This window comes from Paenibacillus sp. JZ16 (assembly GCF_015326965.1).
Lineage (GTDB): Bacteria > Bacillota > Bacilli > Paenibacillales > Paenibacillaceae > Paenibacillus_AQ.
This window is the reverse complement of the sequence record NZ_CP017659.1, coordinates 7,345,423-7,367,490: the sequence shown is the minus strand read 5'-3', so window position 1 is coordinate 7,367,490 and position 22,068 is coordinate 7,345,423. Positions and strand designations below refer to the sequence as shown.

Here is a 22,068-nt window from a genome sequence, read left to right as displayed (position 1 = left end):
GCAGGTCAGCGTCTTTTTCAGATAACAAAAAAAAATCCGATGTTTTTGTCTTATTGGACAAAACATCGGAACTTTTTAGTTATGGATGTGACGGTAGACCATGCAGGCCGTATAAACATCGTACGATTCCGAATTGATGGTCACATCATATCCTATGAGCTCGCAAATTTTTTTAATGCGATATTTCACCGTATTTTTGTGGACGAACAACAGCTTGCTGCAGTCATCCATATTCCCCTTCGCATCCAGAAGAAAAGTCATCAGGGTGTTCAATGCGTCAGGGTCGTCCATGATAGGCTCCAAAACGGACAAGCATTCTTCCGTCATCTCTTCCCCTTGTTTGCTGAGGTCTATGGCCCGTTTCATGGAACGGACTTCAGCCGCGGTGTATAGTTTGCGGTTATGATAGATGCGGTGAACCTCTTTAGAGACTCCGTTTACGAGCTGGTACATACGGCGTACGTCCTGGGTGTTCCGCATCCTCGGAGAATAAACGATGCTTGATATTTCAGCGGTGAGACTCGTGGTTTCGATATATTCCACTGCGATTTCAAACTCATTGTATTTATAGGAGCAATTCCCCAGCAACACAACAACGCAGTGATCGATCGTTTGAATGACCGCGGTTTTATAATATTGCGAGAGATGCGCTTTCAAGTCTTCCCTTATCCTTCTTTCCTCCGACAAATCCCGGATGTAAACGAGCCACATCATTTGGATGGCGGAAACGTCAATATGGAGCAAACTGGCCAATCTGCGCATTTTTTCGCTTTCATCATTCACGATGGCTTTAACCAAAGCGTATTCGCTGACCTCGTTATGCTTGTCTCCCCACAAATTGATGGCCACCTGCACCACCTCGCTGACTTGCTCCATCGTCTTCGGCGGCAGCTTCGTATTCTCTTTAATGAGAAACAGGTAAAGGATCTCCCCGTTTTTTTGATGCACACGTTTGTATTCAACAAAGCAGGACGAATCCAGCTCGCCTTCTCCTATTCTGTCATTCAAAATGGAGGGCGCCATGGACCGGATTAAATTCGCAACATCGAGCGAGGAATTCCGCGGCCACATGACACGATTGATGATATCCAGGCTGCTGTTTGTCAGAACGATGTTCGCTTTCATCCGGTCCGACAGCAGTTTAAGGGTAATTTCCACGCTCCGCAAATGTTCCGGCAGCAGCGAGACCTTTTCCAGTGATTCATTCACGAAATGCTCATTCACATTCTGATTGCTTACGATGGCCTCCATGACTTCATAAATAACTTCATTGTACCTAAGAGAGTAATCGTTTCTCGGCATGCAAATGATAATAAAATTCAGAGATTCGGCCAGCTCGCGCACTTCATCGGCTATATCTGGCATGATAATGCCAACATAGTACAAAATCAATCCCACTTCACCAAGGTCATGCAAATATTGAACCGTTTTGCATTGCTGCTCCACGCTGTCCTTAATGGAATAAAAAGAGCTAATGACCAGTTCTTCGGCATACCATTCTTCTTGAACGGTTTGAATAATTTGCGAGAAGAAATTGACATCCGCCACCTCTAACACAGATAAAGAGGACACGGTCTGATGAAGCCTGCTTGTTCCAGTGACCACCTGAGCTCCTCTAAATGAAGGCAGCTGCAGTAAATCTTTAACGGTTACCCCAATTTAACCACCACTTTTTTGTTCGATTCATGCTGCTCGTATTCTTCAATCGGTGCGTAGTCCTTAATAGATTATTCATCCAGAAGGAGATCCTCGTAGAAATAGCCGGTTAAAACCAGACTATGAGACTCGGCATAACGCAGCAGCCTAAATAGGCTCATTAATAATAGTATAACCCTCGTTATGATAAGCAACCAAGTAAGTTCCTTTGCCAACTTGAATTTTTTTTGCATAATCGGTCTGGCCCACTAAGACATGTGATGGTCTTCCATGGTTAACTATTTACCTCTTTAACTCTAAATAATTCATATTATAATCTTCGTCTAAGAAATTCATCACTCCAGAAAATCCATTTAATTCCCATTCTCCATTTTTGTTTGGAATAAATATGTATTCTCTTTTCCAATCCTTTAACTTCTCATCATCACCAACATATTCTTCCTCAATGCTTAATCTAGTTTGATTAAAAAACTCATTCTCGAAGTAACTCTTATAAACGACCGCATTTGTTATAGTTATTCCTTTATGAAAGAGTGTAGGGTATAATGTGTTCTGCTCTACATACATATCTGACTCGGGATCAGAATCCATATTATGGATAAATAATATGGATAGAATATCCTTAGCATGGACTCCAAACTCTTCGGTAAAAGATTTCTCTAATTCCTTATACTCCAGTTTTGACACCTTTTCTCTCAATGCTAAATCAATGATCATTTTCTCTTTCTTCTCAACCATTTCTATTGCAGTGTTTAAGTCGAAATCAATGGTTTCTTCTTTTATCGGCTTTAATTGTTCTGATGATTGACAAGCCGATAACAACAAAATAACCAGAATAAGTAAAAACAAGTAGGATTTCTTCACAATTAGCTACGCTCCCCTACAATTACACCCTTCTTTTAATCTATATACATCATAGTTTTTACTAAGTTTGGCCGTAGTCGCGTAATTCATTAAATTATAATGATCTCCGTAATCAGTATTCACGACGTCCGACGAATATTGAAGTGTCCGCTGCCTATACTTCCAAGCCAATAACATCCCCGGACCATTGGCGAATACTCAATGCGTGAATACGCTGTTACATGACGCACCCAATTTCTTCGAGATACTTCCACACAGCTTTACTTTTTTTGTTTTTTTACTCTATTAACGTATATTTCAGTAGAGTTTTTTCAAAAAAAACGTCACTTATTTATTTGTTACCGAGTTGTTCCGCCAAACCGATTAGAAGTCCTTCGGTTCCACGAATGTAGCAGAGCCGATACGAATCCTCGTATTGAACCATTTCGCCAACGAGTTGCGCACCATGCTTAGTAGTGAGTCTGGATACCATCTCATCAATGTTTTGAACTGTGAACATGACGCGTAAATAACCAAGGGAGTTTACAGGAGCCGTCCGGTGATCGGATATCGTAGGTGGGGTGAGAAATCGCGAAAGTTCAAGTCGGCTGTGGCCATCTGGGGTAACCATCATAGCAATCTCTACACACTGAGTACCTAGTCCGGTTACGCGACCAGCCCATTCCCCTTCGACAGTCGTTCGCCCTTCGAGGGTCAAGCCAATCTCCTCGAAGAAAGAAATTGCGTCATCAAGGGATTCTACAACGATGCCGACATTGTCCATTCTTAGTAACTTATTTTTTTCCATAGTTTTTTTCTCCTCGTGTACAAATTTTCTGTGGGTGAATGGCCCGAAGCGTGAACATGGTGTTACGCCTATACCCTCTTCTTGATTAACTTTCAAATTGTCTTTCCAGTCTTTCCAATGCTCTTTTATATTTCTCGAGTCGCAGGTAATCTTGTTCTGAAGGATCTTGTATTCTTGATGAATTCATATTCTCTTTAATATCAGCTATCTTTACATTTCTAGCTATTCGGTTCTTTAATGTTTTATCAATGAATTCTTCATAGTTGTCTTCCTTAGCTCTTGTAAATAAATTAATAGCTTCTAGTATCTCTTCTTCTTTGAGTTATATAATACTTCGTTTCTCAAGCTCTATTATTATTTTGTCCGTAATTACATCCATTGGTTCAAGACCAGATACAATTAAATCACAATCGGCCATGACATTTGAATTTATAGCTTGGTATAAATTTCGCACTACGATAAGATACTGAGACAAATATTCTTCGAAGTTTTTTAAAGTTTCACTTGGAGAGTACTCAGCATTTTGTATCCCTCTTAAAATCCTACGAGCCAGTGCTACCTCTAATGGAATATCAATACAGATTACGAAATCAATTAATTCGGCCATTCCTTCCCGACCTCTACCGAATGGTTCTTCGACTATAATGTATTTTTCTGATTTTACCATTTGGTTGTTAGGTAGTTTTATCGATTTGCCTTGAACCAACTCATTTAAGTCTCTATTAAAATTTGGGTTTTGAACTAATTTAGGGTCGGCACCTTTTTCCAACCACTCCACAAAATCATCTGGATATTTATTAGTTGAAGCATAGTCATCAAAGTGGAATGAGATTGCATCAACAAGTTTATCTCTTAATTGCTTTGTTAATGTACTCTTACCTGAACCAGATGGTCCACTTACTGCAATTGTAAAAGCAGATTTATTCATTGTTTTTATTCCTTTCTTTTATGTACATTGACAGCAATTTCAGTTAACGTTTATGTGTATCTACGAATCCTCACCGACTAAGGCTCTGGAGGAGCCGGCCGCGATGCGGTTAGTCGGTCAGGGTTGTCCGCCTGATTCAGCTTCCATGAAATGCTTCGGGCGGACCAAGGGACGACGTCAGTCGGCCCGCTACGTGAATACTTTGTTATAGGAGGTTAGGACTACTTCGAGTTACCCCAAATATTCTTTTCACTCTTTGTTATTATTTCGTAAGCAATTTCAAGGATTGTCTTATCTCGTATAATCATGAATTTTGTTGAGTACTCATTACAATGTATAAGTGACTCGCTCATTACTTCTAATGCCTCATCTAATGTCATCCATTTAACCGTCATACCGAGTTGTTTTTCACTTTCACTTAGGTTTAAACTGCATATCCTTTTCCTTACATTTGCTATCCAACAATAAGATATCTGCAAAAAGTTATTTTTTGCTTTATGTTCTTCAATATACCCCAGTTCATAAGTTGATTCTGCCTCATATCCAGTCTCTTCTTTAATCTCCCTTAAGAAAGACTGCTCTTTTGTTTCTTTTTCTTCGATTCCTCCTCCTGGCAATTTGTATAGATCAGGTTTTGACATGTACATCATGGCTACATTCAACGCTCCATCAATTAACACACCTCTTGAAGCAAATCGTGACACTGGCTCTATCAATTTAATAGGGCCTCCGAGAATCTCATGATCAGTAATTTTTCTAATCAACTGCATTTAAGCTTCAATTCCTTTAATCGAGGTTTTATAATGGTCTTCTAAACGCTTCATGAAGTCGCCTCCCAAAATATATTTAAGGGGCTTGTCCCCGTAGCGAATACTCTGTTATGTAATACCGCAGTCCTCTTCGATAAACCTTAAGAAATCTGGTCATTCCACATTCTCGTTACCTCTTCTAATTCTAAGTCATCAAACTGCATTTTATAAATATCTGGTTTCTTTAATTGATTCAAAAACTCCAAGCCAAAAGCTGAATCAAAATGATTCATCATCAAAGTCATTACAAGACCATGAGTCCCAATTGCTATTCTCTTCCCTCTGTGCTCTTTAAATATGAGCTTTAGAACTGAGATTGCTCTTTTCTGACAATCTGCATTAGACTCTCCACCCAGCAAGGTATAATCAGGGTCATTAAAACTCTCTCTGATACTAGAAATTAACTCTGCATTATCAATAATATAAGATGCAAAATGACGTTCTCTAAGATTTTCAAATACCTCAATATCTAACTTTAAGTGCTTGGCCAATCCCTCAACACTAAGAATTGCTCGAGTATAAGGACTTGATATAATCTTATCTATTCCTTCACCTATAAGTAACTTCGTTACTTTTTCAATATCAGCCTTTCCTGTTGGGGTAAGCCCTCTTATTCTTTCATTTCCTTCATTATATGGTGATTCCCCATGCCTAACCATATAGATAATTGTCTTCATACAGGACTCCTTTAGATACTTTCATTAAATATCACACTATGATTCACAAAACGTTGTAGTGTTCACGACGTCCCATCACCTTAAGCCCAAAGAGCGGCCGTGACGCGGTAGGTGATCTATTCCTGACCGTTCATGAAATCTTGTAAACCCAATCACTTATATCATTTAAAACGTGAGTACGGGACGTGCTGGCGAATGCCCTCTCAGGTTACTTTCAGAATAGTCTTGATTCGATAGCTGGCCTGTGAGAAGTCATGTGTTTTGGTGAAGTCGTTATGGACAATAACACAGTCGATACCAGCCGCCACGGCTGAGTTCAACCCTCTGTTTGAATCCTCTACAACCAGGGTCTCTTCTTTGGTAGCTCCCAAGCGCTTTAGGCCGGTCAAGTATGGTTCCGGGTGCGGCTTGGTGCGCTCATAGTCTTCTCGAACAAGGACGAAATCCATGAATTGTCTAATCTGGCGCTTTTCGTGAATAAGTTGAAAATCCGCACGTTTTGCAGTCGTCACGATGGCCATGCGGACGTACTTTGACAGTTCGGCTAGAGTTTCAACTACGCCTTCAATCTCTATGGTTTCTGTTCTTAGATATTCCTGATAATAGACGTTGCGGACCTCACGCTGCTTGCTTATCGTCTGTTCATTAATGCCTGCCGCCCTAGCTTGGGACCAAGTGCCCAGCGACTGGGTCATGTCGCGGAGGTATTGATCTTTATCCAAGGTAAATCCAATGTCAGCCAGAGCGCGTTCTCCCGCTTTGTAATACCAGTATTCTGTATCAACCAGAACACCATCATGATCGAAGAGTATGTACTTTTTCATTGTTTCGTTCTCCCTTACATATTCTTCATGAGTTCTTAAGTAATCTCGAAATAATAAATCGAATTGTTCAGACCAGCTACCTGCTTGCCTTACATGAATATGGGTTATCCTAAAGATTTCAAGTCCAGATATGATCCATCTGGTTTGTATTTATTGTCTAAATAGCTTTTGGCTTCCTCGCACTCACGAACTCCCGTAGGGAGTTGCCGCGGCAATCACTTCCTCGAATCCACGTCTGCGGCCGAGAACGTCAGCCGATGCGTGAATGCTGTTAGTCAAAGTCGCTTTGAATTACCCTCACAATCTATTCCATATGTTTTTCTTCAATGTATACAATTTCGATTTCCGGAAACGACTCTCGGACTTTATTTGCAAGCGATCGAACTCCAAACACCTCGGTAAATGTGTGGCTCCCTACAATCAAATTGATCTTTGAAAATTCAGCATACTGAATTGTATATAACGTCTTCTCCCCTGTTATATAGACATCACACTGTGCTTCCAAAGCTTCTCTTACATGTTTCGTACCATCGCCTGCTCCCGTAAGGATTCCGATTCGCTGAATTGACTGCGTTCCAAAGTTCCAAGCCTTTACCTCTTCATTGCATTGCAATTTCAATCGAGTCACTAACTCATTGAATGTAATTGTCTCAAGCAATTCTCCTATCCCGATTCGACTTTCTCCATTCAAATAGTATGATCCTTGGATCATTTGTATTTGACCGATTTCATTTAATAACGACTGTCCTGTACCAAAATTAGCATAGTCCAAAGGTAAATGTATGAAGAAGTGGGCAATATCATAAGCTTTGAGCCTGCGCACGCACTCGTCCTTCATTCCATAGATGAAATTCCAAGCGTCATGATGAGTTATCATTATATCGATCTTTTTCTCATATGCTTGTTCAATCAATTCCGGTGTAATATTCGTTGAATAGCCAATTCGTTTACATTCTCTTTGAGTTTTATTGGTGAAACCATATTCCCCTTGATCTTTAAATTTAATAAGTAATTCCCCAAAGAGTGATCCAATCATTGCATGAAACTGGTTTAGATACACCTATGATTGCACCTACTTTCATTATCTTCTAGCGAATTCATCTAACGTTTCTGTATTCACGACTCAGCGTCTGCTGAGCGCCCGGCGAATGCTGGGCCAAGGACGAAAGTCCGCAGCGTGAATATTATGTTAGACGTAGTCCTCGACTTCCTGATGTTGCTCACAAGGATCTTCAATCAGATCTGCCTAGGTTTTAAACTGTCTTTTAAATTCTATGTTTCATTATGTATTATAGATGTCTTTGAGTTTTAACCATATTTCGTACCAAAATGTTTTTTGATTTAAAGGCTTTATCACCATAGTTTGTCCTTCTTTTCTATTTAAATAAACGGCGTCATCTTGCTGTAAAAGCTCATCATCGAACTTAAATACAATATCTCTACAGTCTTGTTGATACTTTTTTTCTCTTGTTTCTGACCACTCTGCTTTTTCAATAGAATATCTTCTTCTCATCAGCAGGTCCCTTCTGAAAATAGTTCTACTGTTAGGAAGCAATTTAATGCTTCCCCACCTATTCTGAATACTTTGAGGATTTCGCCTAACGTTCTATCTTCTACCGGACCGAGGGCGTATGCCCGATGCGTGAAAATAGTGTTATCGGATGTCAATGCCTTCCTCAATACCTCTAAAGTTCTTTATACATGCTTCGCTTTGTCATCAGATATTATAGATTTCTTGCCTTAATCACTAAGGTTACAGGAAGCATCCTCGCTCTCTTGGCCAAATCGCTTTTATCGTCCCGCGATTGCATAATCTCATCATCAGTTTGCTCAATCAATTGCTCAATTACAAATCCCGCTTTCGCCAGAGCGTTCACATAGGTTGATAGCTTACGGTCCGCTAATAATAGCTCACCTTCATCAACAGCTACCGGATACCAAGCTTCATCGAAATAACTCTTTCTAAAAACAAACCTACCATTATCATCAGTAACGCATCTGTGTATAGGATGAGACCAACTGAAAATAAATACACCATCTTTTTTAAGATACGTAGCGATACGGCAAAAGGTACCTTCAAGGTCGGTTGTCCAACCGATGGCATAAATCGAATAAACATAGTCAAAATAATCCGCCGGTATGCCGCATTCTTCTTCCATGGGAGAACAGATGAATTTTGCCGATAGACCGAGCGATTCCAAATGCTGCGTTGCCTTTTCAATTTGTTTTTCCGATATATCCACAGCCCATAGTTCAGATGCGTTTCGTTCCCCTTGATATTGCAAGGATTGGCCGTTGCCGCAGCCGATCTCCAGCAGTTTTTTTCCTGAGATATCGCCAAAGAGCTGGCATTTTTCTTCTGAGATAAACCCTCCATAATAAGGAAGTGAAATTGCTCTTAAGAAGTCATTGCCTTTTGTATCCCAATAGAGCCTGTTTGTCTTATGAACAACATTCTTATCCATGTTTTCCGAAATGGTTACGCCAACTTCGCCAGCGCCAATAAGGATTGATCCTCTATTTACAGACTTCTTGTCCATGAAGACACCTTCCCCAGAATAGTTTCTAATTCAGATTTGCATTAATATCTATGAACAACCTACAAAATGTTCTTAATATAAGTCCCATACGCTAAACTCATCAGAGAACCCGATAATTACTTCAAGTTCATCAGGTATATAATCGTTATCTAAATGATAAGCCGTTAACCGCGCGTGACCTTCTAATACAACTACTCGCGAATTCTCATTCATAGACACAAATATTAATCTTGGAAAAACTTTACCGTTCTTGAGAGCTAAGTTGATATCTAGAAATCCTTGGTTACTAATTCCAAAGACTTCAATTTGATTCATGATATTTTTCGATGCCTGCAAAGGAAGTCTAGTATTACTTGATAATTCATTCCAATAACTATAGTTGATGTACATTACTTCGTTTAGATCTTGCTTCTCAAAGAAAGCTTTATACCATTTAACTTCTGTAGGAAAATTCTCAAACAAATCCGTATTGCGACCGAACCCCCTTGTCTGACCCAGAATATCTCGTCTAATTTGGTTCTCGGCTTGATCATTCAAATTAGGTTTAATAAGTAAATTCACATCATGGTCTCCAAGTGCATTTAATATTCCTTCCTTAAATCTATCTGAGTTAACCTCTGCAAATAAGAATTCTGCTATTACTTCATCTTCTTGAACTTGACTAACTATCTTCAATTGTTAATCCTCCATAAATATGTTTTGTGCTGATTTCCTATAACGTTACTGTATCCACGACGTCCCAATGACTTAAGACTGCGATAGCACCCGGGCGCGACTGTGCTTAGTCGGTGCGGATGTGTCCGACTGATTCTACTCCTGCCGATCTCTTCGGGCGGACCGAGGAGCCGTCAGGCTCCGATGTGTGGATATGATGTTATACAAAGCTACTTACCTCGTAGAATTACTATCTATCTTTATAAACCTAATTCTGATAACGATAAAAAGTTTTCTTTCTCCTCATCTATTACGAAACTTGAATAGCCTGGTCCAAGCATCATAAATGCATTATAATTTGCTCCATTATAAAATCTGTTGTATTTTGTATAAAAACCAAAATATGATACCTCATCTGCAGCACTAGAAAATGTAGATCCAAATGTCTCTATCCTTGCTCGAATATATTTAATTAAATAATCAGAATCGAAGTCTCTTTTGCATTTATTAACAATATGCTCCAGTGAAAATACATCAATAGCCCATGGATATTGATTTGATTCTGCTCCCCGTTCAAGTAATAGATGTATCTTATTGGCTAAGCTTAAATAAGTAGTTAGTGTTACTGCAACAATTATTACATTTTCCGGTTTAATTATATTTAAATTAAGAATAAGATTTCTCTTATTCTTATTATCATTATCATAATAAACTGCCGTGCCATTACGGATATTCTCAATTACTCTGAGTCCCTGGTTATAAGCCTTTTGAATACTTTCTTTAAAATCTTCAGCTAAACGTACTTTCGATTTCATATAGTTTCTAAAAGGTTCACGAAGCGTAGATGATTTACATTCAAAAACTATAACTGTATCGTTATGAAGTACAATTATGTCTTGCTCATTACCCATTTCATCATATAAGCCCTTAAATATTTTTGATTCTTCAAATAAATTCAATAAAATTTCCATGCAATAGTTTTCTGTAATGTCACCTTTTTTTGAAAGAAAGCTTTTATTATCAAAAAGCATATTGTTTAATAACCTATCTAAAATAAAATAGGTTCTTGGAAAAAGCAAAAGATTATTATAAGAATACCCTACCGTGTGGTTTGTAATTTTTTTTATATCCGTAGGATAGTGTATTAATTCCTCTTTAGATATTTGGATTTCTTTAATAAAAGTATCTATAAATGCTAGTGGAATATTATAGTTTATTAATATTCTTTCAGCCAATAGCTTTGGAATTAATAAGTAGAATGGCATATTACCTACAAAAGCAAATAACTCGGGATGATGTTCTATATAATAGTTATGAATTAGTTCAAGATGCTTATTCTCCTTTAGACAAAACTCTATTTTCATAAGGGCATAAATCCCTTTAACTATTTCATTACTCTTAAAGTCTCCACCAAAATTATTATTAAACAATTCTGAATTAGAATTGATAAAGTTATTGTATTGTCTCAATGTGATTAGATGGTAATCAAAATGATAGGACATAAATGCATCGGTAGTGATACTATCAGTGTGGGTTTTATTCTCTTCAACAATTGACCAATAATAAATGTCCTGTATTAATTCGATTTTTTCACTAATATATGAATACTCCTCTTCAAAATCTATTGTTTCCTTATTTCCTAGATAACCATTACAAGAATACAAATAGATAATATCTAGAAATAATTTTAGTGAGAAATCTGATTTGTTATTTTCCTTAAAATTCATATTCGATTTAACTATAATATAATTAAAAAGTTTCAACACAGTTTCCGGATTTAATAATCTATATCTTTCAATTATCTCTTTCATTACTTCATCAGGTTTTTCTTCTTTACGAAAAGAACTAATTGTCTCATCCATGAGATATCTCCTTTATTAAATTAATTGGTAGTTTCGTATAAAGTTCTTGTATCTACGAACCCGAGAGGCTTAAGGAGCGTCAGCGACTGGGTCCTCAGGACTTAGCCTCGCAGGGTTCTGAGCTGATTTCACTTCTCTGCTTACCTCTTCTTGCGAACCAGGGGCGTAGCCCAAAGCGTAGATACTATGTTAGGTGATGTTGCCGCTTCTTCGAATACTCCCTGTCCACATGTCTCCAGTTCTTATATAAAAACTTCTTTCAATTTTTCCGTTAATAGATTCTTCCGATATTTTATATGCCTTTCTTTCAATATCACTGATTTCTCCTATGGATTCTAAATCACTTTCCCAAATAAAATAACCATTAACACACCTTTCCCAAGTGAACGATATAAAGCTCGGATGGTTATTGATGTATGGAAATGGCTTAGGTTCAGTATCTTTAATAAAAATATGTTCATAACAACTAATTTCCGAATTAATAGCAGTAACAACCTGTGAGTTAGTAAACTCAGGATCACCTATCCAAATCTTCAAATAATATGGTTCATCTAGCTCTTTTAACTTCCTTTCCCACTCAAGATATATTTCAATAAGTTGAAATAGTATTTGGTTTCTAAATCTATAGGGCGGAATCTTCTTACCTACTTCAGAATTACTAATTTGATACAAGTTACAGAATGGATTAATCCATAACTTTACATACTCTTTTCTGTACTTTATTAATATATCAAGATCAAGGTTTTTGAAATGATTCCCCCATAACGGTAGCTTTCTAGCTCTTCTTCTGAATCCTCTTACTTTTTTGCGAATTGATGTTAACTTCATTGAACTCTCCTTCATTGGCAATTTCATCTAACGTTTGTGTATCTACGAACCCGAGGAAGGGAGCCCGTGACCGGGTCCGACGGACTTAGCCTCGCAGGGTTGTGAGCTGAAATCACATCATCGCATACCGCTTCTTGCGAACCAAGGGCAGTACAGCCCGCAGCGTAGATAAGATGTTATCGGATGTTCATATCCTCTTCGAATTAGCTTAATTACTTGGAATTCTCTATTTTGTCTAATATGATTTTATTGGTTTCTCTAACGATCCATATTTTCGATACCTCGTCATAAGTTGCAATATAATTAGGTAAACCAGATCCTGACAAGTGGTTTGTTTCACTTGATAGCGATTGTTTACTCTGTAGCAAAGGAATAATTTTATCTAGAGCTTCGCGCATTGCTTCATCCGATGATATTCCATTAAAATTAAAATTGTAATGATCATCATTAATTTTCACTTCAATCCCAAATGTTATTTGCTTCTCCTCAACGCCATTTCTCGTTATCTTGTTACATTTTTTGTTTTTTACTTTTTTAAAAGTACGTAATATTACAGTTTTTATACTATCCCACGTTGCACTAGCAAGAATACCTGAAACCAACGCCATAGCTAATGGAGAATTAACTAAGAATGAAAAAACATTAGAAAATTCATCAATCGAAGCAGTAACTTTTCCGTTTTTATCTAAAGGTATAAATTGAATTCCATTCTCATTCAAATCAGAGCTTATTAATAAAAGATCGCTTTCTTCTATGGGCCCCGACAAGTAAAACAAACCTAATTTATATTCAGGTGTAACAGATTCTTTCATGTTGAGCCTCCATATAATGTTAAATTAATTTACATGAATTTCCGATAACGTTCCCGTATTCACGAACTCGAGAGGCTTAATGCGACAACGTCGCCGGGTCGAAGACCAGCCTCGCAGAGTTGTCTGCTGCCACACTTCATAGCTTTAACTTCTATAGACCAAGGGGCCGTTAGGAGCCGCAGCGTGAATGCAATGTTAAATGCTGTCAGGCTCCTCATCGAATTACTCACTTTCGCTTTTTGCCTTTATCAATAAATCATAATCCCTTCGATCTCTCTAATCCTTACAATTTCTTCTCGGACGGTAGTTCTGATATATCCTAGATTTTCATGGGCCACGGTTATTAACCATTCTTCTTTGTCTTTATAAAAACATAGATCTTCTAATAATTCAGGTTGCTTCCATTGATAAAGTCTTTCCGCCTTATGAATCAATAATTGTTCCAATTCTGGTATGCAATCAAAATAATAGACATCCGCATAATGTCCAAACAGTCGTGTTCAGGCCATTCCTCTTGTTTCTTCATCGCTTTTACATATGGGTTTAACTCTTCGATTAGTAATTCACTGTTTTTACTTAACTCAATTTGATCTCTCTTGACTAAGATGAACTCATCACAGATGTTAAATGCCAATGATATTAATTGCCTGTATGTATTTCCTACTGGTTCTTCTAGTATTTCTATCATTAGTATCTCCTTAAATTTAATATAATGGTCTTTATCCCTTGCCTGATTGCATATAACGTCTCGTATATTCAAGACGTCCGACGAAGTCGGATGTGTCCACACATATGCTTCTTTCGAGTCACTCCTGGGACCAAGGGGCTAATGCCCCGAAGCCTGAATATGATGTTAGATGAAGTCATTAATGATACCTTTACGTCTAGCGTTATATAGATACAAAAACCCCTTGCCTGCAAGTTTATCCTTTGTACTTTTACTAATTGTCATATAATTAACCGAAATATCAACTGCACCAGCTATACCAATTCCGGCTAAGCTAACTGCAGGATGAAGATCAGAAATCCTCTGTCCTACTATGCCAGTGTATGTGGCAATCATAGTTGGTGACTTAAGATTTATTATGGATCTGAGTGATGATAAGAAAAAGTTTATACCAGATCCTTTTAACATACTCATTGCTTCTCTTGTTCCTCTTTCGATCATCTCTTTAAAATTTATTGATTTTTCTTTCATTTCAAATTCTGTTTCACAGTTGCTAATCTGATTTTCGAACTCATTAATGATGTTTCGAAAAGCAAGTAATTCATCTCTATATTTCATTTTGAAATTCATTATTTTCTTATATGAAACATCATCACAAGGAGTCGGTAAAATATTTAATGACAAATTAACTACAGGTGATTTATAGCTCCATGGTTTCTTAGAGAGACGTTTTACTGGGTATATACTATTAATTGCAGCTATTTTATCTGTACCAATTACCGTGAAATTCACATCGTTCAATGCTGAGTATTTTGCCAATACGGACATATATAAAGTTGCTAGTTCATTGTCAAAACTCATCCAGTCATCACTAGAAGAAATTAATTCCTCACGTTTAAGCAACTGCATAATTCGATAAGACATCTTATCTCTATGAATATCATATTTATTAATCAATTTTTCGGTATGTAATTGAATTGGATCTGGTCGAAAGTTTGCTCTGTAATTTGGATTATCAAATTTCTTTCGATAGTTTTTAATTTTATCAATACATTCTTTCTCAAAATCATTAAAATACTCACTATTCATTATCTGGTCAGGATAAATTGGACGATAATGTCCTTCATTCTTTAATTCTGCAATTAAGTGGTTACTAGAATATAAATCATATTCTACAGTTCTAGGAACAATAGAGCTCACTTCGTCCCAGTAGAGCAATGATTTTCTTAACCAATTTCCGTCTGGTATAGCTATACTGGGATAGTACATTATTGTTCTTCTCATGTCTTTTCTCCTTATACACCTTAAATGATTTCATCTAACGTTCCCGTATCTACGAACCCGAGAGGCTTAAGTTGCGAACGCGCCGGGTCCCACGGATTTAGCCTCGCAAGGTTGTCTGCTGAGTCACTTCTTCGAAATGCCCCTTGCAGACCAAGGGCCGAATGGGCCGCGGCGTAGATACTATGTTATACGTAGTTACTGCTCTGCTTTGAAAGGCTGCTGAATTCCAACTTTAATTGTTCTAACTTTTTTGCTTGTTTAAATGCTCTTACTAAAAATTCTTCAACAGACAGGTTAAGATAATCCCAGTTCATCGCTTCAATAGAGGTGGGTCCTGAATAATCAGCCTCTACTATTTTTCGCATAATTACAGCCCAGTCAAGCGTGCCATCATAAGGCAATCCATGTTGAGCGTAGCTTCCGTTATTATCATGCAGGTGCGTAGCTTTTAATCGTTCACCGTACACGGACAAAAAATCATATTCTGGATAATATCGATAGTGGTGACTTACATCGTAACAAAAACCGACTTGCGGCGAATCCACTTCGTTCAATACGTGTGTCAAGTTTGTTAAATTCCATAAGTTCTCTAAAGCAAGGCTAACTCCTCGCTGTTCCGCTCTGTCCACAATGTGTTTAAATCTATCCATAGCAAAAGGGTTATGTATATGTTTTTCATCCGGAAGATGTATGACTATTGTTGGTATTTCTAGATTCGAACAGTCTTCAATACATTCCAAGTAGCAATTGACCAAAGCTTCACCCGCCAAATTAGCTAACCAAAGATCATTTTGATATTCGATAGGGGCATGAATGTTTTCAATCGTTAGCCCCGCTTCTCGTGCAAGTCGTGCTCCGCTTCGATGTTCTCCACGACCAAAGCCTTCACTCCACCAAAGCATCACACCATCAAAACCTGCTTTCTTGATCAAGCGATATCGTTCTTCAATAGGCAGTTCATATCCGAACCAATCATAGATACTAATCATATTAAACGCTCCTTTTCTCTTAGGGTATGATTTCATGTTCTTTAAGTTTACCTGATAAAGCAAAAGTGCTGATTTTCGCTTTGAGTAATTACGTATAACGTTCCCGTATTCACGAAACGACCCAGCCTTAGATAGCTCTTATCTTAGGCAGGGTCGTTTGTTGTCTGAGTGTTCTTCCATGATTGTACATCTGACAACCAAGGGGTGGTAGCCCCGCAGCGTGAATACAGTGTTATGCACCGTTACTGTCTTCGAAGCATCACCTAAAAACCTTTGATCAAGATTCCAACTCTATTTTTTACTTTGGTATAAAAACTCAACTTCACCATCTAGCAAATATCGATATTCAAATAATTGCATTGTTCTTTCCCTAATTCTCTCCTTTAAAACCGTGCCTAGGCTTACCGATCCTTGTGATCCTAGGTAACCATTATTAATAAATGTCTTCTCTACAAATTTTGTTTCCCTTAAGTGATACTGTAACCATTCTTTCTGCGATTCAATTAGTGCTTCTCTTGGTTCTCTATCCAACTTTGAAAGAAGCTTTTTATATATTTGATTCAACTCTTTATCCCAAATCTCTGTATATTTGCTTTCCAACGCCCCCCATCCAAATGTTGTAAACTCATTGGAATTTTGTAATTCATTAAATTCCACTTCATAATCATGATCTATAGGATTTCGAAGCATTTCATCATAAAATTCTCCAGTCAAATCATAGTTCCCAATGCTCATGGATAACACTTCATTGTTAGAAGGATCTGATCGACCTTCAGTTATTTCTTTCGATTCTGTTCCATTACCTGTACTCACTACATCAGGAAGCAGTTCAGAATTCATTATTGATTTAATTTCGCTGTTCAAGATAGTCGATTGACTAATATTTTGACAAGATGAAAACACTATCGTAATAAAAAATAATAAGAGTATCTTACCTTTCATAAATTATCTCCTTAAATATTATCTTTAATATTTACCGGTAATGGCGCATAACGTTCCTCGCATTCACGAACTCCCGAAGGGAGTTGTGGCAGCAACCACTTCTTCGAATCCTCGTCTGCGATCAAGGGCGTCGATGCGTGAATGCGGTGTTATGGGGAGTATCATGACTTCTCTGAGAACCCCCACTAAGTTTTTAACTTTTGTATATCATTTGGTGAAACAAGAATGTATCCTCCGGTATAACTTGGCCCTAATGATTCTATTTGAATTAACTCTTGTTCATAACTGTCTTGGACTAGAGTGTGACGACCAATTACCCTGAAGCGATCGTTCATCAAGTTAGGGTGTAAAAATCGATTTTCATTTTTGTCTTTTAGTCGGTATAACTGTTCCGAAACCCTTTGATTTAATAGCTTAATACTTTCTTGTTCGGCTAAATTTAATAGTTCAATTCTATGACTTATCCCTTCTAACTTTGTTATTAGTTGACGTGCAGTTTCAAAATTCATTACCACTCTACCCGATGTTTCAAATCCTACTGGTAAATTTACATACTTTTTAACCCGAGCAATGACAAACACGGTATAAGTGTCTGTATTATCCCAATACCAAGAAGCTATCGGTATTCTTTTATCTTCTAATTCAATCCCTGCTTCTTCAATCGTTTCACGATTGAGTGCTGAATCGAGATCTTCCCCTTCTTCGATTCGACCTCCGACGGTAGTCAATGTTTTTTCATTTATATCCCATACAAAAATAACGGATCCATCTTCAGTAATAGGTAAACTATGAATTCCTGCTACTTTCTTGTCTTTTGGATATTCATTGATAGGTCTTAACAAAAATCTTCACCTCAATTGGTTTTTCGTGATATTTCACCTAACGTTTTGTATTCACGAACCCTCACTGGCTTAAGGGGTGTAAACCCCGGGTCCGACGGACTTAGCCAGTGCAGGGTTGTCTGCTGAATCTGCTTCTCTGAAAACCTTCTGCAGACCAAGGGGCGCCAGGTCCGCCGCGTGAAAATGCTGTTATGCGATGTCATTGGCATCATTGTAAAACCTACTAATTTCCTGGTTATTGTTAATACAAGAAAAGTATTCTACCAATAGAACTGATACAATAATTTAGGTTTTTTATTCTTTGTTGATTTCTTCAAGTTACAGTCAGAACATAATAATTGAAAATTAGTCGGATCATTTGATCCTCCGTTTTCTAATGAAACTATATGATCAAAATGTAAACCCCTTTCTGGGTTAACATTAATAATTCCAGACAAATCCCTAGAACAATTTTGACATCTTCCATTATCTCTGAAGAATACACCTTTTTTGAGCCATGTTGGTACTCTAACCCTATTAATATTTATACATTCACTTTCCGATACGTATTCAGACAATAACTCATTAAAATAATATAAAAACAACTTAACATTAAACAAAAGATAGAAAGTCTCATCTTCTATACTGTTATTACCTGCAATAAACAAATCCATTATTTCATTAATAATATCTTTTATCTTCTCTTCGTATTGATCCCTATTCTCTTCAGTTGATTGAGTTTTTAGTTCTTCTAGGATAATTCTATATTTATTAATTTTGGGGTTATACACTTCTAATGGCTCGATAAAGTTCTGTAATATATATGATTCTATTTCTTCATGTTCAAAATTATAAAAATCATCCACAAACCAATATTCCTTTTTTGTTAAAATCATAACTAATAGATCACTAATAAATTTATATAATATTGATTCTTTATGAGGTTTTTGTAACTTAATTTCATTCCCTTGTACTAACTCAGAGAAATATTCATCTCGATCTCTCGCGAAAAACCATAAATATTCATTGAATTTTTCATCTATGTTTTTACTAGTAATTATATCGCAGCAATAGAGGCAATTTGGTATGCATAATTCAGTTTTAATGTTTTATATGATTCATCTATGCGCATACTTTCATATTCCTTTCATTCTTTCAATGATTTCCTATAACGTTTGGGTATTCGAGACGCCCATTCCTCTTAGATAGCTCTTATCTTAGGGGAATGGATGTATCTTCCTGATTCATCTTCCTCAATATACTTCTGACAGATCAAGAGCCGAATGGCTCGCAGTGCGAATATTGTGTTAGATGATGTAACCTTGAGTTACCCACACAATCTTTCTAAGATTATTGCTACTCCATCGTTATCATTAGTTTCTGTTATTTCATCTGCAATATCTTTCAATTCAACTACTGCATTCCCCATTGCTATTGAATATCCAGCTGACTTGAACAGTCCTAAATCATTGTGATCATTACCAAATACAATCAGTGAATCCAGTTCTTCATTGTATATATTGCAAAGTCTAGTAATTGCTAACTCTTTCGATGCTTGAAGTGGCATTATTTGAATCAATTGATTATTATCCGTAATCAGTATATTTACTTGCTGTCCAAACTTCGAAATAAGTCCTGGAATCTGATTTTTGCCGGAGAGTAATATCTTTGTAGCTTCATATTGTTTTAATTCTTCCAATGATTTAATTATTGGGTTAGACCTTGCATTCATTGTGGTAGTATAATCATATTCGCGTAAGCCAAACCATTCATCTTTTACTTCCATTGTCATATCTAGTTGCGGATAATGATGTAAGCAATAATCGATGATTTCAGAAGTTAAATCAGATGGAATTGATTCACAAAATTCGGTCTTGGATTTATTACATATTGTTTGTGCTCCGTTATAATACACAAACGCTCCAATCTCCAACAACTCTTTTGGAAGAAAAAACTTTACAGTTCTAGGAGGGCGTGCTGTTGCAAAGATTATTCTCATCCCCCTTTGATAACAGGAAAGTACGGCTTCAAAGTTTCTTTCAGAGACTTGCTTTTTAGAATTTAAAAATGTGCCATCCAAATCTAAGACAATGGTAGAATACTTCAACGAAACGCCTCCTATATAAAATTCATCGTTATTTCATCTAACGTTTTTGTATTCACGAACCTTCACTGCCTTAAGTGACCGGAGGGAAACGGCCGCAACGCGGTTAGGCAGTGCAAGGTTGTCCGGCTGACTACGCTTCTCTGCTACTGAATTACCTTCCCTGAACCCTCTTCTTCCTACTTCGGTCGGACCAAGGAGCGATAGCGACACAACGTAAATACGTTGTGATCGGATACTCAAGCCTTCCTCGAAATACCTTCGAAATCTCCTTCAATGTTCTTATATACGCATTTAAAACGCTCTATTCCAGGATATTTCTCTCCAAGATTTGTAATCATAAAGCCGACTTTCTTATAAAAACTCACTGCGTCTTTATTCGTTTCAGCAATTAATTCTAGATCAGGATATAACTTTGATATTGCCCTTACTAATTCTTGTCCAATTCCTCTATGTCTATATTCGGTTTCGATAGCAATGTGTTTAATTTCAATTTCATCAGGGTTATGTATTAAACCAATGATTCCAACTAATATGTCTTTCAAATATATCCCATGAAGCGATCTATCTTCACTGGTCTTATAGAGTTTGCATTGTTGAATTATTCTTTCTTCATTCGAAACATGCAATAGGTGAGGAACTTACATAGCTCTTGATCTGACAAATCAATGAAATGCTTAATCAATTGATCACTTCCTAATCCTTAAATAGCTTAGCTTTGCATGAGTCTCCGATAACGTTCAGGCATTCACGAACCCTCATCGGCTTAAGAGCGTAGCGCGGGTCGTCAGACTTAGCCGGTGCAGGGTTGTCCGCTGAAACAACTTCTCCGAAAATACTTCTTACGGACCGAGGGGCGTAAGCCCCGATGCGTGAATGTGATGTTATGCGATGCCCCTGACTTCCTCGAAATACTACATCATTACTGGTCTCTAATAGTTCTCTAATTCTCTTTCCAAATCGTATTTTAGCACTTCCACTTCTAATACTACCGAATCATCATTATTAAAAAATATAGAGGGTTTAACTCCATCTTCTACCATTCTCAACAAAAAAAACTCAATGAATTCCTGAAGATCGATGGCTTCTACCTTATAATTACTCCAATCACCAATTGCACAGTATTCGGCAAACTCTTCCCGAGGCCAAAAAGGAAATAAGTAATTCCCCTCATCGTCAGCGCTTGCTGCCCAGCCATCATCATATAATCCCCAAATCTCTTCTTTGTCTACGACTTGCTTAATGAAGTACTCATATCGGATATTGGCTGGTTGCTTAATGAGCGATTCAAACTCTTTATTGTTCATTGTCTCTACACCTTTTGTTTTCATTTTTCTATCCAGGGGTTTCGCTTAACGTTCCCATATTCACGACTTGAGCCGGCCTTAGATTGCTCCTATCTTAGGTCGGCTCGTGCGCGTCCGAGTTATCTTCTTCGATTATTATACATCTGGCGACCAAGGAGCGTAAGCCCTGCAGCGTGAATATAACGTTATGGGATGTACCGGCTTCCTGAATATAATTATCTACTGTTTCTCTGGCATTTTCGTAAATTCTTATTACTTCATCCAATTCGTTCTTTATTTCTATGTTATTTTCCCAATATTCTTTATCGACTCTTAGTATTGAGCAAAATAAATCTCCAACATATAAGTCACCATATTGTAAGGGGTTCTCAGCTAATCGCTCCAGTGCTAAAGGCAAAAGAATATCTAAACTAGTTTGTAGTAGTATTAATAGTCTCAGGTCTTCAAGATTGAACTCATTTAAAGGTTTCTTTCTTAGTTCATGAGAACGGACTACCAATCCAGAGCTAAAAACTGGTTCACTCCAGCCTTCTCCTTCAAGTTCTTCGAGGGTTTTAGTTATATCTACTTGCTCCATGAATCTCTCCCCTCTCCTTAAATAATCAGTTCCCGGTATTTCACATAACGTTGTTGTATTCACGACGCCTCACCGACTTAAGGCTCCGCCAGGAGCCGGCCGCGACGCGGTTAGTCGGTGCAGGTGTGTCCGCTAA

The 22,068-nt window shown here is 37.5% G+C and carries 23 protein-coding genes; all 23 read right to left on the bottom strand.

What is annotated here, in order from left to right; all coding sequences use genetic code 11:
• Positions 1–75: 75 nt before the first annotated feature.
• The 23 genes from BJP58_RS33175 to BJP58_RS33060 all read right to left on the bottom strand — a co-directional run bounded on the left by BJP58_RS33175 (position 76) and on the right by BJP58_RS33060 (position 21,932).
• Positions 76–1,605, bottom strand: a complete 1,530-nt coding sequence (locus tag BJP58_RS33175; protein WP_233354829.1) for a PucR family transcriptional regulator — start codon at positions 1,603–1,605, stop codon at positions 76–78.
• A gap of 333 nt (positions 1,606–1,938) precedes the next feature.
• Complete coding sequence (locus BJP58_RS33170; protein WP_194542207.1) at positions 1,939–2,520, bottom strand: hypothetical protein; 582 nt, start codon at positions 2,518–2,520, stop codon at positions 1,939–1,941.
• Positions 2,521–2,851: 331 nt separating this feature from the next.
• Positions 2,852–3,307, bottom strand: coding sequence for a VOC family protein (locus BJP58_RS33165; protein WP_194542206.1), 456 nt, complete (start codon positions 3,305–3,307; stop codon positions 2,852–2,854).
• Between the two features lie 322 nt (positions 3,308–3,629).
• Positions 3,630–4,235: a nucleoside/nucleotide kinase family protein gene (locus BJP58_RS33160; protein WP_194542205.1), complete on the bottom strand. Its 606-nt coding sequence runs from the start codon at positions 4,233–4,235 to the stop codon at positions 3,630–3,632.
• Positions 4,236–4,456: 221 nt separating this feature from the next.
• Positions 4,457–5,005 carry an NUDIX hydrolase gene (locus tag BJP58_RS33155; RefSeq protein WP_194542204.1) on the bottom strand — a complete coding sequence of 183 codons (549 nt, stop codon included), beginning with the start codon at positions 5,003–5,005 and terminating at the stop codon, positions 4,457–4,459.
• A 140-nt stretch (positions 5,006–5,145) separates the two neighbouring features.
• Positions 5,146–5,721, bottom strand: a complete 576-nt coding sequence (locus BJP58_RS33150; RefSeq protein ID WP_194542203.1) for a histidine phosphatase family protein — start codon at positions 5,719–5,721, stop codon at positions 5,146–5,148.
• 203 nt (positions 5,722–5,924) lie between these two features.
• Complete coding sequence (locus BJP58_RS33145) at positions 5,925–6,653, bottom strand: HAD-IA family hydrolase (protein WP_267907917.1); 729 nt, start codon at positions 6,651–6,653, stop codon at positions 5,925–5,927.
• A gap of 196 nt (positions 6,654–6,849) precedes the next feature.
• The gene (locus BJP58_RS33135) at positions 6,850–7,605 is read right to left on the bottom strand and encodes a Nif3-like dinuclear metal center hexameric protein (protein ID WP_442953943.1); all 756 of its coding nucleotides are present in this window, start codon (positions 7,603–7,605) and stop codon (positions 6,850–6,852) included.
• A gap of 222 nt (positions 7,606–7,827) precedes the next feature.
• Complete coding sequence (locus tag BJP58_RS33130; RefSeq protein ID WP_194542200.1) at positions 7,828–8,058, bottom strand: hypothetical protein; 231 nt, start codon at positions 8,056–8,058, stop codon at positions 7,828–7,830.
• Between the two features lie 211 nt (positions 8,059–8,269).
• Complete coding sequence (locus BJP58_RS33125; RefSeq protein ID WP_194542199.1) at positions 8,270–9,085, bottom strand: class I SAM-dependent methyltransferase; 816 nt, start codon at positions 9,083–9,085, stop codon at positions 8,270–8,272.
• A 72-nt stretch (positions 9,086–9,157) separates the two neighbouring features.
• On the bottom strand, positions 9,158–9,760 hold the full coding sequence (locus BJP58_RS33120) for a hypothetical protein (protein WP_194542198.1): 603 nt from the start codon (positions 9,758–9,760) through the stop codon (positions 9,158–9,160).
• A 239-nt stretch (positions 9,761–9,999) separates the two neighbouring features.
• Positions 10,000–11,601: a hypothetical protein gene (locus BJP58_RS33115; protein WP_194542197.1), complete on the bottom strand. Its 1,602-nt coding sequence runs from the start codon at positions 11,599–11,601 to the stop codon at positions 10,000–10,002.
• Positions 11,602–11,790: 189 nt separating this feature from the next.
• Positions 11,791–12,429, bottom strand: coding sequence for a hypothetical protein (locus BJP58_RS33110; RefSeq protein ID WP_194542196.1), 639 nt, complete (start codon positions 12,427–12,429; stop codon positions 11,791–11,793).
• A 212-nt stretch (positions 12,430–12,641) separates the two neighbouring features.
• Positions 12,642–13,241, bottom strand: a complete 600-nt coding sequence (locus BJP58_RS33105; RefSeq protein ID WP_194542195.1) for a hypothetical protein — start codon at positions 13,239–13,241, stop codon at positions 12,642–12,644.
• 853 nt (positions 13,242–14,094) lie between these two features.
• On the bottom strand, positions 14,095–15,192 hold the full coding sequence (locus BJP58_RS33100) for a DUF6236 family protein (protein ID WP_194542194.1): 1,098 nt from the start codon (positions 15,190–15,192) through the stop codon (positions 14,095–14,097).
• Positions 15,193–15,377: 185 nt separating this feature from the next.
• Complete coding sequence (locus BJP58_RS33095; RefSeq protein WP_194542193.1) at positions 15,378–16,181, bottom strand: sugar phosphate isomerase/epimerase family protein; 804 nt, start codon at positions 16,179–16,181, stop codon at positions 15,378–15,380.
• Between the two features lie 291 nt (positions 16,182–16,472).
• Complete coding sequence (locus tag BJP58_RS33090; protein WP_194542192.1) at positions 16,473–17,123, bottom strand: lysozyme inhibitor LprI family protein; 651 nt, start codon at positions 17,121–17,123, stop codon at positions 16,473–16,475.
• Positions 17,124–17,308: 185 nt separating this feature from the next.
• The gene (locus BJP58_RS33085) at positions 17,309–17,965 is read right to left on the bottom strand and encodes an NUDIX hydrolase (RefSeq protein WP_113061042.1); all 657 of its coding nucleotides are present in this window, start codon (positions 17,963–17,965) and stop codon (positions 17,309–17,311) included.
• Between the two features lie 260 nt (positions 17,966–18,225).
• Entirely contained in the window at positions 18,226–18,810 is a 585-nt protein-coding gene (locus tag BJP58_RS33080) for an HNH endonuclease (protein WP_181469926.1), read from the bottom strand.
• 461 nt (positions 18,811–19,271) lie between these two features.
• A complete protein-coding gene (locus tag BJP58_RS33075; protein ID WP_194542191.1) occupies positions 19,272–20,051 on the bottom strand; it encodes an HAD family hydrolase in 780 nt (259 codons plus the stop codon).
• A 236-nt stretch (positions 20,052–20,287) separates the two neighbouring features.
• Positions 20,288–20,677, bottom strand: coding sequence for a GNAT family N-acetyltransferase (locus tag BJP58_RS33070; protein ID WP_113061039.1), 390 nt, complete (start codon positions 20,675–20,677; stop codon positions 20,288–20,290).
• A 303-nt stretch (positions 20,678–20,980) separates the two neighbouring features.
• Positions 20,981–21,355 carry a DUF2750 domain-containing protein gene (locus BJP58_RS33065; RefSeq protein WP_194542190.1) on the bottom strand — a complete coding sequence of 125 codons (375 nt, stop codon included), beginning with the start codon at positions 21,353–21,355 and terminating at the stop codon, positions 20,981–20,983.
• A gap of 94 nt (positions 21,356–21,449) precedes the next feature.
• Positions 21,450–21,932 carry a contact-dependent growth inhibition system immunity protein gene (locus BJP58_RS33060; RefSeq protein ID WP_194542189.1) on the bottom strand — a complete coding sequence of 161 codons (483 nt, stop codon included), beginning with the start codon at positions 21,930–21,932 and terminating at the stop codon, positions 21,450–21,452.
• Between the last annotated feature and the right edge of the window lie 136 nt (positions 21,933–22,068).

Excerpts from the sequence above, each read along its gene's own strand:
- BJP58_RS33090 (WP_194542192.1), bottom strand. The coding sequence starts at position 17,123 with ATGAAAGGTAAGATACTCTTATTATTTTTTATTACGATAGTGTTTTCA.
- BJP58_RS33060 (WP_194542189.1), bottom strand. The coding sequence starts at position 21,932 with ATGGAGCAAGTAGATATAACTAAAACCCTCGAAGAACTTGAAGGAGAA.
- BJP58_RS33160 (WP_194542205.1), bottom strand. The coding sequence starts at position 4,235 with ATGAATAAATCTGCTTTTACAATTGCAGTAAGTGGACCATCTGGTTCA.
- BJP58_RS33095 (WP_194542193.1), bottom strand. The coding sequence starts at position 16,181 with ATGATTAGTATCTATGATTGGTTCGGATATGAACTGCCTATTGAAGAA.
- BJP58_RS33115 (WP_194542197.1), bottom strand. The coding sequence starts at position 11,601 with ATGGATGAGACAATTAGTTCTTTTCGTAAAGAAGAAAAACCTGATGAA.
- BJP58_RS33105 (WP_194542195.1), bottom strand. The coding sequence starts at position 13,241 with ATGAAAGAATCTGTTACACCTGAATATAAATTAGGTTTGTTTTACTTG.
- BJP58_RS33150 (WP_194542203.1), bottom strand. The coding sequence starts at position 5,721 with ATGAAGACAATTATCTATATGGTTAGGCATGGGGAATCACCATATAAT.
- BJP58_RS33165 (WP_194542206.1), bottom strand. The coding sequence starts at position 3,307 with ATGGAAAAAAATAAGTTACTAAGAATGGACAATGTCGGCATCGTTGTA.
- BJP58_RS33110 (WP_194542196.1), bottom strand. The coding sequence starts at position 12,429 with ATGAAGTTAACATCAATTCGCAAAAAAGTAAGAGGATTCAGAAGAAGA.
- BJP58_RS33130 (WP_194542200.1), bottom strand. The coding sequence starts at position 8,058 with ATGAGAAGAAGATATTCTATTGAAAAAGCAGAGTGGTCAGAAACAAGA.
- BJP58_RS33100 (WP_194542194.1), bottom strand. The coding sequence starts at position 15,192 with ATGAGAAGAACAATAATGTACTATCCCAGTATAGCTATACCAGACGGA.
- BJP58_RS33065 (WP_194542190.1), bottom strand. The coding sequence starts at position 21,355 with ATGAACAATAAAGAGTTTGAATCGCTCATTAAGCAACCAGCCAATATC.
- BJP58_RS33125 (WP_194542199.1), bottom strand. The coding sequence starts at position 9,085 with ATGGACAAGAAGTCTGTAAATAGAGGATCAATCCTTATTGGCGCTGGC.
- BJP58_RS33155 (WP_194542204.1), bottom strand. The coding sequence starts at position 5,005 with ATGCAGTTGATTAGAAAAATTACTGATCATGAGATTCTCGGAGGCCCT.